The following is a 16,135-nucleotide window of genomic DNA, read 5'->3' on the forward strand; positions in this document are numbered from 1 at the left end:
AGAAGGTCGTTGTGCGACGAGGGCCGATCGCCTCCAGCAACCGATCAGAATGTTCCCGCCTGCGGCGACGGCGTCTGCGCCTCGGAAAGGGCTGCCTGAAGCTTCTGTTCCTGCTCCGGCGAGAGCGACGTCTTCAGTACGCGGCCGCGCAGGCCGGAGAATTCGGCCAGCACCTTTTCCGGCTGCACCTTGCGCACCAGGACGAAGAGCGCCGAGGAATTGTTCGGGATGGTGTTGCCGAGCGACTTGATGAAGTCGTCGTCGATCCCGTAATCGACAAGCGAGCCGGAAAGCGCACCGGCACCCGCGCCGATAGCGCCGCCGAGGGCGAAACCCGCGAGCGGATTGAGGAAGAGCAGCCCGACGAGCCCGCCCCAGAGGGAGCCGGAAAGGAGGCCGGAGGTGGCTCCAACGGTGGTCAGATTCATGCTCTGCTTCAGATGCACCTTGCCTTCGGCGTCGCGCACGACGACGACCGCATCTTCCAGATCGATCAGATACTCCTTCCTCAGGCTGTTGAGCTTCAAGAGGACCTTGTCGGCCTCATCCGTCGAATCGAATCCCACGACAATCAAATCGGACATGTCTCTCTCCTGATCCTTCGGGCAGACAATCTGTCGCCGCGAAGCAGAGATAGAGCGCTTTTTATGTCAGGGTAGTGACGGAGGTCGAAGACGAGGGGATCGCCCTTCGGCGGCGCGTTCCGCGCCTCAGCGCGTTACGGCAAGCTCGATCGCCGCGCGGAGGTCCTCGATGCCTTCGCCCTTTTCCGACGATGTCGACAGCACTTCCGGAAAGGCCGCCGGCCGCTTCTTGATCTTTTCGAGCGTTTCCCCGACGAGGCGCGGCACGCCGGCCGCCTTGATCTTGTCCGTCTTGGTCAGCACGATCTGATAGGAAACCGCAGCCTTGTCGAGGAGTGCCAGCACGTCCTCGTCATTTTTCTTGATGCCGTGGCGCGCGTCGATCAGCACGTAGACGCGCTTCAGCGTCGAGCGGCCGCGCAGATAGTCGAACACCAGCTTCGTCCAGGCGTCGACCTGTTCCTTGGGAGCCTGCGCGTAGCCGTAGCCCGGCATGTCGACGAGGGCCATCGGCGGCAGGTCGTCGGCTTCGCCGGAATAGCCGTCCGGCACGAAATAGTTGAGTTCCTGGGTGCGGCCGGGCGTGTTCGATGTGCGCGCAAGGCCCTTATGGCCCACGAGCGCGTTGATCAGCGACGACTTGCCGACATTGGAGCGGCCGGCAAAGGCGATCTCCGTCGGTCCCTCCGGCGGCAGGAACTTCATCGACGGCACGCCGCGGATGAAGATCCACGGCCGGCCGAAGACGCTTGCGGCATTCTGCTTGTTCGTCCCGGACATGTTCTGGCGTTCCTCTTTGGCCTCGGCATCAGGCTTTTGCAGAGGCTTGTCAAGCTTGAGAGCGCCCGGGCGGCGCCGGCGGCGCTCTGGAAATCGAAAGGAAAAGCCCCGGAACGCGTCGCACCGGGGCTTCCAACTCTTTCACTGCGCTTCCTGGAAGTGCTCTATTCCGCCGGTTTCGGTTTCTTCGAGAAGAGCGACTTCAGATTGTCGAAGAGTTCGACCTTGACGCCCTGACGCTTCATGATGATGCCCTGCTGCAGGATCGACAGCGTGTTGTTCCAGGCCCAGTAGATCACGAGACCGGCGGGGAACGATGCCAGCATGAAGGTGAAGACCACCGGCATCCACGTGAAGAGCATCGCCTGGGTCGGGTCCGGCGGCGTCGGGTTCATGCGCATCTGCAGGAACATGGTGACGCCCATGATGATCGGCCAGACGCCGAGATGCAGGAAGGACGGAGCATCGAAGGGCAGGAGGCCGAAGAGATTGAAGATCGTCGTCGGATCGGGCGCGGAGAGATCCTGGATCCATCCGAAGAAGGGCGCATGCCGCATCTCGATGGTGACGTAGATCACCTTGTACAGCGCGAAGAACACAGGGATCTGGATGAGGATCGGCCAGCAGCCCGCCAGCGGGTTGATCTTCTCTTCCTTGTAGAGCTGCATCATCGCCTGCTGCAGCCCCATCCTGTCGTCGCCGAATTTCTTCTTCAACTCCTCCATCTTCGGTTGAACCTTCTTCATGTTCGCCATCGATGCGTATTGCTTGTTGGCGAGCGGGAAGAAGATGAGCTTGACGACGATCGTGGTGATCAGGATCGCGATGCCGAAATTGCCGAAGAGACGGAAGAAGAAATCCATCATTTTGAACATCGGCTTGGTGATGAAGTAGAACCAGCCCCAGTCGATCAGCTTGTCGAAGTTGGGGATCGAATAGGCCACTTCGTAATTGTCGACGACCGGGACTTCCTTGGCACCGGCGAAGACGAGGTTCTTCAGCTCCACGGACTGGCCGGGGGCAACCGTCACCGCATCGCTCTTGTAGTCGCTCTGGTAACGGGGGCGCCCGTCGGCGAAATGCGAGAACCGGATGTCGAAGGGCGTCGCCTGCGGCGGCACGATCGTCGCGGCCCAGTATTTATCGGTGATGCCTAACCATCCGCCGGTCGACTTACCCGGTTCGACGGGCTCGTCGTCTTCGACCTTGGAATAGCCGACTTCCTGGAGGCCATGCTCTCCCGCAACGCCGACGAAGCCCTCGTGGAGCACGTAGATGCTCGGAGTCGTCGGCTTGTTGAAGCGCGTGACGCGGCCGTAGGAAGACAGGGAAACCGGCGCGGCGGTCTCGTTCTTGATGCTGTCGACCACCTGGAACATGTAGCGGTCGTCGACCGAGATGGTCCGGGAAAAGGTGATGCCCTTGTCGTTCGTATAGCTCAGCGTCACCGGCGTCGAAGGGGTGAGCTTGTCGCCGCCCGAAAGCGTCCATGTGGTCTGCGGCCCCGGAACCGATCCGGTCGCGTCCGATCCGATATAGCCGATTTCCGTGAAATAGCCGTCGGCGGTCTCCGCCGGGCTGAAGAGCGTGATGACCGGGCTCTTCGGGTCGACGGTTTCGTGGTAGCCCTTGAGCTTCAGGTCGTCGAAGCGTGCGCCGGTCAGGTTGATGGAGCCGGAAAGCGCCGGCGTGTCGATCGCCACGCGGGCCGATTTGCCGATTGCCTGATCGCGGCTTTCGCCTGCGCTCGGGATCGCACCGCCGGGCAGCGCCTGTCCAGGTGCAGCCGGCTGAGCGCCTGGCTGTTCCTGGGTCTGTTGCGCCTGTTCCGCGGCAATGCGGTCCTTTTCCATCTTCGGGCTGACATAGAAGAACTGCCAGGCGATAAGGATCAGCACGGAAAGGGCGATCGCCACGAAATAATTGCGGTTGTTTTCCATCATGATTTCCTGGAACCGGCCGGTGGCCGCTTCTGTTTCGGCTTGTTTTCGATGCGATCCCGAAGCGCCCGAGTCAATGCGTCGAAAGGGGCATTCAGGAGATCGCGCCGGGCGACAATCACATAGTCGTGTCCGGGTTTCATTGCAAACCCGGCCGAAAGCCGCACGGCTTCCTTGAGGCGTCGGCGCATTCGGTTTCGCTCGACGGCATTGCCGTGTTTCTTGGTAACGGTGAAGCCGACGCGGGCTTCTCCCTCCGGATCGTTCCGGTCGAGAACTTCGAGGAGAAATAGCGGGCCTCTGCGGCTTTCTCCAGCCCGGACCGCCAAAAACTGCGGACGGCTTTTCAGCCGCCCGACAGCCGTCTTGTCTTTATCTGTCGTCATTTGCCCGGACATAAGGTTTCGGGCAGATTCGGCTTACGCCGAAAGACGCTTGCGGCCACGAGCCCGGCGGGCTGTGAGGACCTTGCGCCCACCCTTGGTGGACATACGTGCACGGAAGCCGTGACGGCGCTTGCGAACAAGCTTGGACGGTTGGTAGGTACGCTTCATTTATTTAAATACCGCGGTGTGCGGTCCTTCTTGGGTTTGCATGATGCAAGAGCGTTTACGCGCCGGGCATGGCTCCGCCAACGGGCGGCTCCACCGGACGTGCGCGGCTTATAGGGACAAAAACCCGATAAAGTCAATTCCCAGACGCCGGTGGCGTGCTCATGATCGCCGCATGACATCCTAAAATGAGTGGGCCCGATGGGTGCTTTGTTAACCACGCGCATTTTAGCATTTACTTAGTAGCGTGTAAGCCGTGAGTTACTTTCCCGTTTTAGGCGAGTATGCGGCTGGGGACAGGGACAGGACATGAAAATTCGTGGAAAGATAAACCTTATCGTCGGCATCATGAGTCTGCTGGCGATAGCGATCACCGGCATGTCGTTGCTGATCGTGAGCGAGTACAACCAACGGCTCGGTGAATACCAGAACGCATCCGACCGGGCCTTCAAGGGCGAGAGGCTCAATCGCCTGGTAACGGCGGTGGTGATGGAGGCGCGGGGTATTTATGCAGCGCCGACGGTCGAGAAGGCAAAGCCTTTCGCCGAGGGAATTCTCAAGAACCTCGACAAGATCGACGCGCTGCTCACCGAGTGGCGGCCGCTGGTGCCCGCCGACGTCCTGCCCGCCTTCGATACCCTCGTCCGGCGCGCGGAGGAATTCAAGACGTTCCGAAGCGAGACGGCTCGCCTCGGCACGCAGGTCGCGCCGCAAGCGGCCAACGAGCAGGGCAACAACGAGGCGAACCGGGCCAACCGCAAGGCGTTCCAGGCGGAAATCGACGTGGTCGTCGACGAGAACCTTGCCTCGCTTCACACGATCACCGCGGATCTTGCCGACTACAAGCGCTCGATCGTGCTGATCGTCCTTGCAACGGCAGCACTCGGCATGCTGGCCGGGATCGGCGCCGCCTTCTATATTGCGACCAATCACCTCAGCCGCCCGATTCTCGATCTGACGGGCAAGATGAAGCTGCTTGCCGGCGGCGATCTCTCGGTTGATGTGCCCTTCGCCGGGCGCAAGGACGAGATCGGCGACATGGCGGCGGCGGTCGAAGTCTTCAAGCAGAACAGCCTCGCCGTGCGAGAGCTCAACGCCCAGGAAGAGGTCCTGCGCGAAAAGAGCGCGGACCTGCAGTCGAGCATCGCCACGGTCGTTGCGGCGGCTGCGGCAGGGGATTTCACCAGGCGCATCGGCAAGGACTACGACAACGACGACCTCAACCGTTTTGCGGCGAGCGTCAACGAACTGGTCAACAGCGTCGATACGGGCATCGCCGAGACCCGGAGGGTCATTGCGAGCCTGGCGACGGGCGACCTCACGCAAAGCATGAAGGGCCAGTTCCAGGGCGCCTTCGCCGAGTTGCAGACGAACGTCAACGATACCTTGCAGACCCTGCAGAAGACCCTGCGCGAGGTCCGTATGACGACGGACTCGATCAACGGGAACTCTACGGAGTTGCGCAGTGCCGCCGACGACCTGTCCAAGCGGACTGAACAGCAGGCCGCCGCCCTGGAGGAAACTTCGGCGGCGCTCGACGAGATAACCGCCGCGGTTCGCAATTCTACGGAGCGGGCCCAGGAAGCGACCGTCATGGTCACGGAGGCGAAGGACAGCGCAGCGGAGTCGGCATCGGTCGTCCGCAACGCCATCGATGCCATGGGCCGCATCGAACAGGCTTCGAGCGAGATCGGCCAGATTACCAACGTCATCGACGAGATCGCCTTCCAGACGAACCTGCTGGCCCTCAATGCCGGCGTCGAGGCGGCGCGCGCAGGGGATGCCGGCAAGGGTTTCGCCGTCGTTGCCCAGGAGGTCCGCGAACTCGCCCAGCGTGCAGCCAGCGCCGCCAAGGATATCAAGTCGCTGATTTCCAAATCGGGCGGCGAAGTGGCCACCGGCGTCAAGCTCGTCCAGGCGACGGGAGCCGCACTCGGTCAGATCGAGACGCGCGTCCTCAAGATCAACGATCACATCCATTCGATCGCGACGGCCGCACGCGAGCAGGCCACGGGTCTCGGCGAGGTCAGCACCGCGGTCAACCAGATGGATCAGGTCACCCAGCGCAACGCCGCCATGGTGGAGGAGGCGAACGCCGCCACGCATAAGCTGTCCGCCGAGGCCGACAATCTCGCCAACCTCATCGCCTACTTCAAGGTCGAGCGCGAGGCGGTGCGTACGGTCGCGCCGGCAAGGGAAGCGAGCCGCCCGGTGGCCTCGCCCGCCCGCCGCATGATGGGCACGGTTGCGCGCGCATTCGGCAACGGCTCCGCTGCGGTCGCTCGCGACGACTGGGAAGAGTTCTGAGTCCGCCTGACGCGGCGCGCTCGAGTTGCGTAACAGGAGCTATGCTCGCGGCGATCGGCGATCGCCGCGAGCGGAAATTCGCCGTGCGGGCCGCACTGTGAGAAGCTGCAGGCGCTTTCACGCGGGCGTGACTTGCCGCTGCGGCTCGGTCACGGCGTCGTTTGCCGGCGCGACCATTCGTTATTGGTTTCGGGGGTGAAATCCTTCTAACTCGAGGGCAGAATCGCACCGAAGGCAAATCGCATGACCCATAGTATCGGCAACGGGGCAAAAGAAGGTCCGGCTCTCGAACACGCATCGAGCAGGGGAGAGCTGGAGCCCGTTCGTCGCCGCTCTCCTTGGCGCTTCGTACCGATCACGCTTCTCCTTGCCGGCGGTGCCCTCGGTTATGTCTACGGTCTGCAGGACTATGTCTCGCTGTCTGCGCTCGCCGACCAGCATGAGACGCTCGCCGCCCATGTCGGCGCTCATCCGCTCCGGTCCGGTCTCATCTTCTTCGCTATCTATGTCGCGGCCGTGGTCTTCTCCATTCCGGCGGCATCGGTGCTGACGGTTTCGGCCGGCTTCCTGTTCGGGTGGCTTGCCGGCGCAGCCGTGGCGGTTCTCGCCGCAACCCTTGGAGCCTGCCTTCTTTTCGTCGCCGCCCGCGGCGCCTTCAGCGACCTTCTCAGGCGCCGCGCCGGCGGATTCCTGGAGCGCTTTGCCGAGGGGTTCCAGGCCAATGCCTTCCTCTATCTGCTCGTCCTGCGGCTGGCGCCGGTCTTCCCGTTCTTCGTGATTAATATCGCGCCCGCCTTTTTCGAGGTGAAGCTTCGCACCTATGCGATGGCAACGCTGGTCGGCATCGTGCCGGGAACTCTGGCCTATAGTTGGCTCGGCTGCGGCCTCGGCGACGTGATCGCCTTGGCATCCGAGAGCGGCCGCGAGCTCGCCCTTTCCGATTTCGTCACTACCGACGTTTCGCTGGCGCTGGTCGCTCTTGCGTTCATTGCGGCGTTGCCTCTGGCGTTCAGGCTAATACAGTCGCGCCGCAAGCAGGCGTGACGCAATCGAGGGGCAGGCAAGCGTGGGCAGGATACTGACACCCGATATATGTGTGATAGGCGGCGGTGCCGCCGGGCTCTCCGTGGCCGCCGGGGCGGCCGCTTTCGGCGTGCCCGTCGTTCTGGTCGAGCACGGCCGGATGGGCGGGGATTGCCTCAATTACGGCTGCGTGCCGTCAAAGGCCCTGATCGCAGCAGCCAAGCATGCGGAAGCGATCCGCAAGGCTGCGGAATTCGGCATTGCCGCGGCGGGACCGGTCGTCGATCACGAGCGGCTGACGGCGCGCATACAGTCCGTCATCGAAGGCATCGCGCCGCATGATTCCGTAGAGCGCTTCACCAGCCTCGGCGTCGAGGTGATCAAGGAAACGGCCCGCTTCATAGACGACCGCACGGTCGCTGCCGGCGACCATCTGATCCGCGCCCGCCGCTTTGTGATCGCCGCCGGCTCCTCCCCCGCCATTCCCCCGATTCCTGGACTTGCGGAGACGCCGTTTCTCACCAACGAAACGCTCTTCGGCCTGAACCGCCTGCCGCGACATCTCGTCGTCATCGGCGCGGGCGCGGTCGGCCTGGAGATGGCCGCGGCTCACCGCCGGTTGGGCGCCGATGTCACGGTCGTGGACAGGGCCGCGGCTCTATCCGGCCAGGATCCCGAGCTGGCGGCGATCGTGCTCGACGGGCTGCGTGCGGAAGGCATGCTCCTGCACGAGCGCACGGAGATCCGCTCGGCAGAGCAAACGGAGACGGGCGTCCGGCTTTTCTGCGAAAACGAGAGCGGCCCTTTCGAGATCGAAGGGAGCGACCTGCTGGTGGCTGCCGGTCGTGCCCCCAATCACGGACCGCTCGATCTCGATGCGGCCGGCATCCGCCACGGCCCGAAGCACATAGAGGTCGGGGCGGACCTGCGGACGAGCAACCGCCGGGTCTATGCGGTCGGCGATGCGGCGGGCGGCCTCTTCACGCATCAGGCGAGCTATCACGCCCGGCTGGTGCTGCAGCAGATCCTTTTCCGCCTGCCGGGACGCGAGAGGGCGGCCATCGTTCCGCAGGTGATCTTCACCGCGCCCGAACTGGCGCAGGTGGGGCTGACGGAGGAGCGCGCGCGGGAGACCGCCCCGGGGGGCAGAACCGTTCGCCTGGACTTTTCCGCGAATGATCGCGCCCGCACCGACGGATTGGATCGAGGGCTGATAAAGATCGTCGTCGGCAGGCGCGGGCGAATACTCGGCGCCGGCATTGCAGGCCCTGGAGCGGGGGAGATGATCGGTCTCTGGGCCTTCGCCGTCGCCAACCGCCTGACCCTCAGACATTTCCAGACTTATGTCGCACCCTATCCGACTCTCTCGGAGATTGGAAAACAGGCGGCTATCTCCTATTATTCCCCCATGGCGCGAAATCGCCTTCTGCGGACCGCGATCCGGTTTCTGCGGAATTTCGGCTGATCCAGGGAATCTTTTGGGCTTATGGTAGAAGACGCACGTCCGGCCAATGCGAGTGCGGCACCTCGAGGGGCGGTCGGCTTTCTTGGCGGGCTTTCCGGCAAATTGCTGCTGCTTACGGTCGCCTTCGTGATGCTGGCCGAGGTACTGATCTTCGTGCCTTCCGTCGCCAATATGCGCATACGCTGGCTTCAGGACCGCCTGAACACCGTGGCGGCGGCCGCCGTCGTGGTCGACGGGCTTCAGAATGTCGAGCTGCCCCGCGCCGTGCAGCGCGAAACCCTGATGGCGACCGGGACGAAGGCCATCGTCATCCGCCGCAAGGACGCCTCCCGGATGATCGCCAGCGTCGACATGCCCCCCGCGATCGACGGCGAATACGACATAGCCAACTTCACGGCTCTCGGCGCGATCCGGGACGCCTTCGACACGCTCATCTTCGGCGGCAACCGGGTGGTGCGCGTCTATGGCCCGCTGGGCGAAGGCGATGCGACGATCGAGCTGGTGATGAAGGACGCCAAGCTGCGCACGGCCATGCTCGTCTATTCACGCAACGTCTTCCTCCTGTCGATCGTCATCTCGCTGATCACCGCGGCGCTGATCTTCCTGGCCATCAATCGCATGCTGATTCTCCCGATCAGGCGGCTGACCAAGAGCATGCAGGAGTTTTCGGACGAGCCGTCGAGTCCCGAGCGCGTGCTGGTCCCGCCGAAGGGCAAGGACGAACTGGCGGTCGCCGGTCAGCACCTGGCGAGCATGCAGCGCGAATTGCAGAGAACCCTGAAGCAGCAGAAGAGCCTTGCGGAGCTCGGCCTTGCCGTTTCCAAGATCAACCACGACATGCGCAACATCCTGTCCTCCGCGCAACTCATTTCCGATCGCCTGGCCGATGTCGACGATCCCGTGGTCAAGCGCTTCGCGCCGACATTGCTCCGGACCATCGACCGCGCTGTCGGCTATACGCGCGAAGTGCTCTCCTACGGCCGCACGACGGAGGCCGAGCCGCATCGCCGTTTCCTGGCGCTGCGGCCGCTGGTCGAGGACGTAGCCGAACTGCTCGCCGTCGATCGCCAGGACGGTATCGAGTTCGAGATACAGATCCGCGACGACATCGAGGTCGACGCGGACAGCGAGCAGCTGTTCCGCATCGTCCACAATATCTGTCGCAACGCGGTCGAGGCGCTGGCCAATTACAAGCCGGAGGATGGCTCCGAGCGGCGGATCTCGGTTTCGGCGTTGCGTACCGGCAGCGTAGTGACCATTTCGATCGACGACACGGGCCCCGGCATGCCTGCCAAGGCACGCGAAAATCTCTTCGCCGCCTTCCGCGGCTCGGCGCGCTCCGGCGGAACGGGCCTGGGTCTGGCAATCGCCCGCGAACTGGTGCTCGCCCATGGCGGAACGATCGCGCTCGTCGAAAAGCCCACTCCCGGCACGCTGTTTCGCATAGAACTGCCGGACCGCCCGGTGCGGCTCGATGCCTTCCGCGCCAAGGGACGTTCCTGAGATTCCGTTCCTTCCCTGCATCGTCGTAAAAATGAAATTTTTTCCCGAAGGCGCTTGCAATCGCCGAAAGGACGCTTTAGAGGATCGCCACGCAAGCGGTGGTCACCGCTTCCAGGCACGCACCCGTAGCTCAGCTGGATAGAGCACCAGACTACGAATCTGGGGGTCAGGAGTTCGAATCTCTTCGGGTGCGCCATTCTTTCCACATTATCTCCGCCCTCTTCACTCTCCGAATAGGTCTGTGGGGAAAGTGCCATGAAATTCGTGAATCCTCTGCCTTTTGTGGCTGATATCGGCCGTGCGAAAAGGTTCTACTCTGAAGTGTTACAGCTTCGGATACTGGAAGATCATGGCGACTTTGTCCGTTTCGACGATGGGTTTGCCATTCACGAAGGCACCTCATTGCACCAAACAGTTTTTGGAGAGTGCCGGGACGAAGATGCTCCCTATGGGCGGCGGAATCTCGTTCTCTATTTTGAGGACGAAGATCTCGACGCGGCGTTCAAGCGTATCGCTGAGCATGTCGAACTCATTCACGAGGTCAGGCGACAATTTTGGGGGCAACGCGTGTTCAGGTTCTTCGACCCGGATGGGCACATAATCGAGATCGGAGAGCCGATGTGACGATCGTAACGGCCGAAATCCAAATGGCCGTTACCGTCCGCATCTTGCCCGTTCACGTCCAACGGCGTCGACGCGAATTTCCACCCGAAACGGTCACTCAGGCCGCCCGCGGAACTCTCTGTCCAGCACCCCCATGATTATGTCGTCTTCCCATCGGCCGTTGATGAAGGCCGACTCCCGCTCACGCCCTTCCTCAAGGAACCCGCACTTGCGATAGCAGGCGATCGCGCGGGTATTGCTTGCCAGCACCCTCAGGGAGATGCGGTGGAGGCCGGTCGAGAATGCATAAGCCAGAGCGAGCATGATCGCTTCTGTGCCGTATCCTCGGCCGAGATAGGCAGGGTCATCGATGCCGATCGCGAGGGCGGCGCGCTTGTCGCGCCTGTCCATGCTGTGAAAGCGGACATGACCGATGAAGCGACCAGCATCGATTACCCACGCATATTCCTGCTCCTCGATGTGGCGCATGGCGGCTTCCGCGTGCCGCCTCGTAAAGGGCGCGTCAGGATCGAAGGCGCCACCATATGCCTCGATGATTTCCTTGTGGCGTCCGAGCGCGAGGCGCACGTCTACGTCTTCGCGGGTAGGACTGCGGAGGATGAGACGGGCACTTCGCAGTTCGGGAAGGTTCGTTGTCATCTGCAAATCCTCGAAATGTCGAACGGCTCTGCGTTGGCTGAGCGGCATCCATTCACATGATCATGCCGCAACGGCCTCAGCAAACCCGAACGCTCATTGTCTCGGCGCGAGGCCGTCTAGCAGGAAGTCGAGGCCCTTCCGGAAGGCGCCGTCCCAATCATTGTCCAGCAGCAGACGGGAGCGTCCGATCGTCGCGTAGTGTTCGTTGAGGCATGTAAGGCGCTGCTGTGCCGCGGCCCTGTCATCGTCCGAGACGTCGAAGCTCGCCCGGGTGACGGTGGCGCCCATCACATAGTTCCAGAGCGACCATATCGCGACGTTCAGATCTGCGTCGGCTACACCGGCTCCGGACAAGGTTCTGCCCAGCAGTTCCAGGCGGCTGAGGATGTTCGGGCCGAGCGCCCGGCGCGGCAGCAGAGATGCCGACCAGGGATGGCGCAGCATGCTGGCGCGCCAGTCCTCGAGCATGTGAACGACTTCTCCGCGCCAGTCCTGAGACCCGACCGTTTGTGGCGGTCTCCGGTATTCGAGCACTGAGTCCAGTGCCAGATCGAAGACATCCTCCTTGTTGTCGACGTGCCAGTACAGGCTCATCACGCCCGAGCCGAGGCGATCGGCCAGCCGACGCATCGTCAATCCGTCTATTCCCTGAGCGTCCAGCAGTTCTACCGCGGTCGCCACGATACGCTGCCGGGAGAGAGAGGGTTCACTGCGCGCCTCCTGCGCGGGCGGTGGCGATACGCCTGTCCGCTGAGGCCGTTTGCTCCGGGCGCCGCTGCGTTTGGCCGTCATCCGTCTTCCTTGCTGATCAGAATGCCGATTTAAGCCGACAAGGCGACGAAAGTCGATCCTGAACGGTTGACTCGTACTATGTACGATGCGAGTGAATGGTACACCGTACGAGTCATCAGATCATGCGGCAGCAAAAGTTCAAATCCCGAAGGCGGCGAGGCCCATTGCGCGCAGCCCCGGACCCGAGAGAAAAAACATGTCACGCGCAATCACGCATCTGCTTATCGGAGGGCTGATCATCATGACCACGGGCGTCCCCACTGCCACGACAGCGAATGAGAATGACCTCAAGCTGACCATCGTCAATCCGCAAAACCTCTACGACCCGACGCCGAACGGCTACAGCACGGCAGTGATCGTGCCCAGCGAGGGCCGGTTGGCCTATATCTCCGGGCAGGGCGGCCAGGACAGCAGCGGAGCCTTGTCGCCGGACTTCGCTGTCCAGGTCGAGCAGGCCTATGCAAATCTGCGCACGGCCCTCGATGCGCTCGGTGCCAAGCCGGATCAGGTCGCCAAGCTCACGGTCTTCGTCGTCGATCACGACATGTCCAAGCTTGAGGTGCTGACCAGCAACGTCAAGAAAATGTTCGGCGCCGCGCTGCCGGCGCAGACTTTGGTTCCCGTTCCCAAGCTTGCAATCGACCCCATGCTCTTCGAAGTCGAAGCCGTTGTCGTTCTGAAATAGTCGCGACGAGATATCAGGCGCATACCAACGGGGGCGGGTGCCATGGGTAGAAATGGCGAACGCCGCCGGCCTGCACGGATCGGCAGCGTCTCGAAAGTCCCCATCGATGTCCTCCGCTTGATAGGCATCTTCTGCTGGTATATATCATGATAGATATCGAAAGCGGAGGTTACCATGGCAACCAAAACAGCCAAGATATTTGCCAGCGGCCGCAGCCAGGCCGTCAGGCTCCCTGCAGAGTTCCGCTTCGAGGGCAGTGAGGTGTTCGTTCGTCGTGATCCGAAGACCGGTGATGTCATTCTGTCACGCAAGCCGGATTCATGGGACGGTCTTTTTGAACTCTATGGCAAGGATCAGGTCGGGGACGACTTCCTGGGGCCGGCCGACCGCAAGCAGCCTTCGCAGGATAGAGATCCGTTCGAGGGCTGGAAGGAATGAGCCTGTGGATGCTCGATACCAACATTGCCAGTCATGTCATCAAGGGTGACCGCCCCGAGATCCTCGATCGGTTGGTTTCGCTTCCCATCTCGGACATTGTCGTATCATCCGTCACCGAGGGGGAGTTGCTCTACGGTCTCGCCAAGCGAGGCGATCCCAGGACGCTATCTGAACGGGTCAGGCAATTCCTTCTTCGTGTAGACGTGTTGCCCTGGGATCGCGCTGCCGCCCGAAGCTATGGCGACCTGCGCGCTGCCTGTGAAGCCAAGGGCGCGGCTCTCGCGCCCCTCGACATGATGATTGCTGCCCATGCGATCGCCTTCGAAGCGGTCCTTGTGACCCGCGACAGAGCTTTTACCCGGGTTGCGGAGTCCCTGAAGACGGACGACTGGACGGACCAAAAACTGAAATGAACCGGATCGAGAAGCTGCCGCCTGCCTTTGAACGCTTCGATAAGATGCTGGGCGTGCTCGATTTCGCGGTCTTCGAGAACGCAGGCGGTACGGAGGAGGAGGTGCTTTCGGCAGTTCCGCAGGCGTTGCGCCACTTCCATAGGTTCGATGCCGGGAAGCTGCGCGCTCTGGGAAGCCGGCGCATCACCGAAAAGGCATTCTTCGGCGACTGGTACGACCCGGACAGCGGCAACCTGCTGAGGCTCGGCCGTTATAAGACCGCCGACGGATCGCAGCTGACGGATCCGGTCTTGAGCTCGCTTGACGGTGTGAAGATCATCTCGGGTGCAAGCGCCTGCCCCGAAACCGGCGGGCAGTTCGCCTACGCTTTCTCCAGTCCGCCCTATCCGCTCGACGCCAGGCCCGGCGAGGTGCAGGCGGTGTTCGAGGAGATCAGGGACTTCATATTGCCGCCGCACCGCGCGAGCGAAATTCTCGACTGGTCCGACATGCGGCTGCCGGAGGTTTCGGACTATTTCGATGACGGCGCCGAATGGTGGGGCGTCTTCCTCTTCAGTGTCCACATACCATCCATGCGGCGCCTCACCATCATTGCCGGCTCGACGACGGACTGAGCGCCGGATTCCCGCCGGGGCTCGTTTGATTTCCTCATTCCGCTCTATCGAAAAAGTGCTATTGATTCCGCCGTTCGGGTCCGAGGGGCAGATGCGTCTGAAAGATTGTTATAATTTCCACGATTTCCGTCGGATGGCAAAGCAGCGCCTGCCGTCGCCGATCTTCAACTACATCGATGGCGCGGCCGATGACGAGGTCACCTACCGGCGCAATACGACTGCGTTCGAGGGCTGCGATCTGGTTCCGAATGTCCTGCGCGGCGTCGGCGATATCGACATGTCGGTGACGGTGATGGGCCAAAGGCTGGCGATGCCCGTCTATTGCTCGCCGACCGCGCTTCAGCGTCTGTTCCACCATCAGGGCGAACGTGCGGTGGCGGCAGCGGCGGCGAAGTTCGGCACGATGTTCGGCGTCTCCTCGCTCGGCACCGTCAGTCTGGAAGAGGCCCGGCGGATCTGCGACGGCCCGCAGGTCTACCAGTTCTACTTCCACAAGGATCGTGGGTTGAACCGCGAGATGATGGGGCGCGCCAAGCAGGCCGGCATCGAAGTGATGATGCTGACGGTGGACAGCATCACCGGGGGCAATCGCGAGCGCGACAAGCGCACCGGGTTTGCCATTCCTTTCAAGCTCAATCTCGCCGGCATCACGCAATTTGCGATCAAGCCCTCCTGGGCGGTCAATTACGTTCGCCATGAGCCTTTCAGGCTGCCGCAGCTGGAAAACCATGTCGATATGGGCCGCGGCGCGATGTCGATAAGCCGCTACTTCACCGAGATGCTCGATCCGTCGATGTCCTGGGACGACGTCGCCGAGATGGTGCAGCACTGGGGCGGCCAGTTTTGTCTGAAAGGCGTGATTTCGGTCGAGGATGCCAAGCGCGCTGTCGAGATCGGCTGCACCGGAATCGTGCTCTCCAATCACGGCGGGCGCCAGCTTGACGGTTCACGCACCGCATTCGACCAGCTTGACGAGATCGTTCAGGCCGTTGGAGACAGGATAGATGTGATGATGGACGGCGGCGTGCAGCGCGGCACCCATGTGCTCAAGGCGCTCTCGCTGGGAGCGAAGGCGGTCGGGCTTGGCCGCTACTATCTCTTCCCGCTCGCTGCGGCAGGACAGGCCGGCGTCGAACGGGCGCTGGAACTGATGCGCATCGAGATCGAACGCGGCATGAAGCTGATGGGCTGCTCGTCGGTCGACGAGCTTACAAAGGAAAACCTGCGTTTCCGGTGAGAATGAACCTTGCATTGCCGCGGCGCATGCGGGTGACGCAGGCGGACTGAAGCCTGCCTCGTAAAAATTTTCCGAATCATCTCACACCTTCGAGGGCAAGCGGCTTTTGGGGATGCTCACTCCCGCGGGAAGCGCGTCCCGCATCGCCATATCCATGACGGCAATCGCCCTCTGAGCGCCACTGCCAGGCAGGACCGACGGCCTCACGAGCGGAAACCGGCGTTCCGGCGGCAACGCCGGGCACGCTCCATATGTCCGCCTATGACCCAGGCCCGTGGAACGCCGCTCGATGTCTTGCGGATCACGAAACCTTCAGGAGGAAGCGGTTACTCCGTCATTTTCTAGAACGATTCCAAGGTTGTACCGGCGCACGAAGACGGCTCGTGACTGCGCGCCTGTTCTTCCTTAGGTTGAATGAAGGTTCACTGATTTGCGCTTCGGCGGAGCCGGCAAAGGCGCCGAGTTCTGGCGACGGTGACGAACTATCCCGCAATCAAACCCCATAAAATGTTCTGGTTATTTGCATATAAGCGGCGATTC

The 16,135-nt window shown here is 62.1% G+C and carries 17 protein-coding genes and 1 tRNA gene; 11 read left to right on the forward strand and 7 right to left on the reverse strand.

Annotated elements, in window-relative coordinates; all coding sequences use genetic code 11:
- Positions 1-44: 44 nt before the first annotated feature.
- The 5 genes from CN933_RS14860 to rpmH all read right to left on the reverse strand — a co-directional run bounded on the left by CN933_RS14860 (position 45) and on the right by rpmH (position 3,858).
- Positions 45-584 (reverse strand): DUF1269 domain-containing protein, encoded by a 540-nt coding sequence (locus CN933_RS14860; RefSeq protein ID WP_018094043.1) that lies wholly within the window; start codon positions 582-584, stop codon positions 45-47.
- Between the two features lie 126 nt (positions 585-710).
- Entirely contained in the window at positions 711-1,364 is a 654-nt protein-coding gene (gene yihA / locus CN933_RS14865) for a ribosome biogenesis GTP-binding protein YihA/YsxC (RefSeq protein WP_018094044.1), read from the reverse strand.
- 164 nt (positions 1,365-1,528) lie between these two features.
- Positions 1,529-3,304, reverse strand: coding sequence for a membrane protein insertase YidC (gene yidC / locus CN933_RS14870; RefSeq protein ID WP_018094045.1), 1,776 nt, complete (start codon positions 3,302-3,304; stop codon positions 1,529-1,531).
- Positions 3,304-3,702: a ribonuclease P protein component gene (gene rnpA / locus CN933_RS14875; RefSeq protein WP_018094046.1), complete on the reverse strand. Its 399-nt coding sequence runs from the start codon at positions 3,700-3,702 to the stop codon at positions 3,304-3,306. The genes yidC and rnpA overlap by 1 nt, the downstream gene beginning before the upstream one ends.
- 21 nt (positions 3,703-3,723) lie before the next feature.
- Positions 3,724-3,858 carry a 50S ribosomal protein L34 gene (rpmH, locus tag CN933_RS14880; protein WP_003531576.1) on the reverse strand — a complete coding sequence of 45 codons (135 nt, stop codon included), beginning with the start codon at positions 3,856-3,858 and terminating at the stop codon, positions 3,724-3,726.
- A 306-nt stretch (positions 3,859-4,164) separates the two neighbouring features.
- On the opposite strand from rpmH, the gene CN933_RS14885 reads away from it, so the two are divergent.
- The 6 genes from CN933_RS14885 to CN933_RS14910 all read left to right on the forward strand — a co-directional run bounded on the left by CN933_RS14885 (position 4,165) and on the right by CN933_RS14910 (position 10,777).
- Positions 4,165-6,162 (forward strand): methyl-accepting chemotaxis protein, encoded by a 1,998-nt coding sequence (locus CN933_RS14885; RefSeq protein ID WP_018094047.1) that lies wholly within the window; start codon positions 4,165-4,167, stop codon positions 6,160-6,162.
- A 243-nt stretch (positions 6,163-6,405) separates the two neighbouring features.
- Complete coding sequence (locus CN933_RS14890; protein ID WP_018094048.1) at positions 6,406-7,206, forward strand: TVP38/TMEM64 family protein; 801 nt, start codon at positions 6,406-6,408, stop codon at positions 7,204-7,206.
- A gap of 22 nt (positions 7,207-7,228) precedes the next feature.
- A complete protein-coding gene (locus CN933_RS14895; protein WP_018094049.1) occupies positions 7,229-8,650 on the forward strand; it encodes a dihydrolipoyl dehydrogenase family protein in 1,422 nt (473 codons plus the stop codon).
- A 21-nt stretch (positions 8,651-8,671) separates the two neighbouring features.
- Positions 8,672-10,153, forward strand: a complete 1,482-nt coding sequence (locus CN933_RS14900) for an ATP-binding protein (protein ID WP_018094050.1) — start codon at positions 8,672-8,674, stop codon at positions 10,151-10,153.
- Between the two features lie 119 nt (positions 10,154-10,272).
- Positions 10,273-10,349: transfer RNA gene (locus CN933_RS14905), tRNA-Arg, on the forward strand.
- A 59-nt stretch (positions 10,350-10,408) separates the two neighbouring features.
- Entirely contained in the window at positions 10,409-10,777 is a 369-nt protein-coding gene (locus CN933_RS14910; RefSeq protein ID WP_018094051.1) for a VOC family protein, read from the forward strand.
- 93 nt (positions 10,778-10,870) lie between these two features.
- Here the strand turns inward: CN933_RS14910 and CN933_RS14915 are convergent, their stop codons facing one another.
- A complete protein-coding gene (locus CN933_RS14915; RefSeq protein WP_018094052.1) occupies positions 10,871-11,416 on the reverse strand; it encodes a GNAT family N-acetyltransferase in 546 nt (181 codons plus the stop codon).
- 93 nt (positions 11,417-11,509) lie between these two features.
- Positions 11,510-12,208: a TetR/AcrR family transcriptional regulator gene (locus CN933_RS14920; RefSeq protein WP_018094053.1), complete on the reverse strand. Its 699-nt coding sequence runs from the start codon at positions 12,206-12,208 to the stop codon at positions 11,510-11,512.
- A 196-nt stretch (positions 12,209-12,404) separates the two neighbouring features.
- On the opposite strand from CN933_RS14920, the gene CN933_RS14925 reads away from it, so the two are divergent.
- From CN933_RS14925 to CN933_RS14945, 5 genes are all read left to right on the forward strand, one after another.
- On the forward strand, positions 12,405-12,893 hold the full coding sequence (locus CN933_RS14925; RefSeq protein WP_018094054.1) for a RidA family protein: 489 nt from the start codon (positions 12,405-12,407) through the stop codon (positions 12,891-12,893).
- A gap of 174 nt (positions 12,894-13,067) precedes the next feature.
- Entirely contained in the window at positions 13,068-13,331 is a 264-nt protein-coding gene (locus CN933_RS14930) for an antitoxin (RefSeq protein ID WP_018094055.1), read from the forward strand.
- A complete protein-coding gene (locus CN933_RS14935) occupies positions 13,328-13,744 on the forward strand; it encodes a type II toxin-antitoxin system VapC family toxin (RefSeq protein ID WP_018094056.1) in 417 nt (138 codons plus the stop codon). The genes CN933_RS14930 and CN933_RS14935 overlap by 4 nt, the downstream gene beginning before the upstream one ends.
- The gene (locus tag CN933_RS14940; RefSeq protein ID WP_018094057.1) at positions 13,741-14,358 is read left to right on the forward strand and encodes a hypothetical protein; all 618 of its coding nucleotides are present in this window, start codon (positions 13,741-13,743) and stop codon (positions 14,356-14,358) included. The genes CN933_RS14935 and CN933_RS14940 overlap by 4 nt, the downstream gene beginning before the upstream one ends.
- A 91-nt stretch (positions 14,359-14,449) precedes the next feature.
- Positions 14,450-15,595 (forward strand): alpha-hydroxy acid oxidase, encoded by a 1,146-nt coding sequence (locus CN933_RS14945; protein WP_026168519.1) that lies wholly within the window; start codon positions 14,450-14,452, stop codon positions 15,593-15,595.
- Positions 15,596-16,135: the final 540 nt, after the last annotated feature.

The sequence above is a fragment of the Sinorhizobium sp. M4_45 genome (assembly GCF_002885915.1).
Lineage (GTDB): Bacteria > Pseudomonadota > Alphaproteobacteria > Rhizobiales > Rhizobiaceae > Sinorhizobium > Sinorhizobium meliloti_A.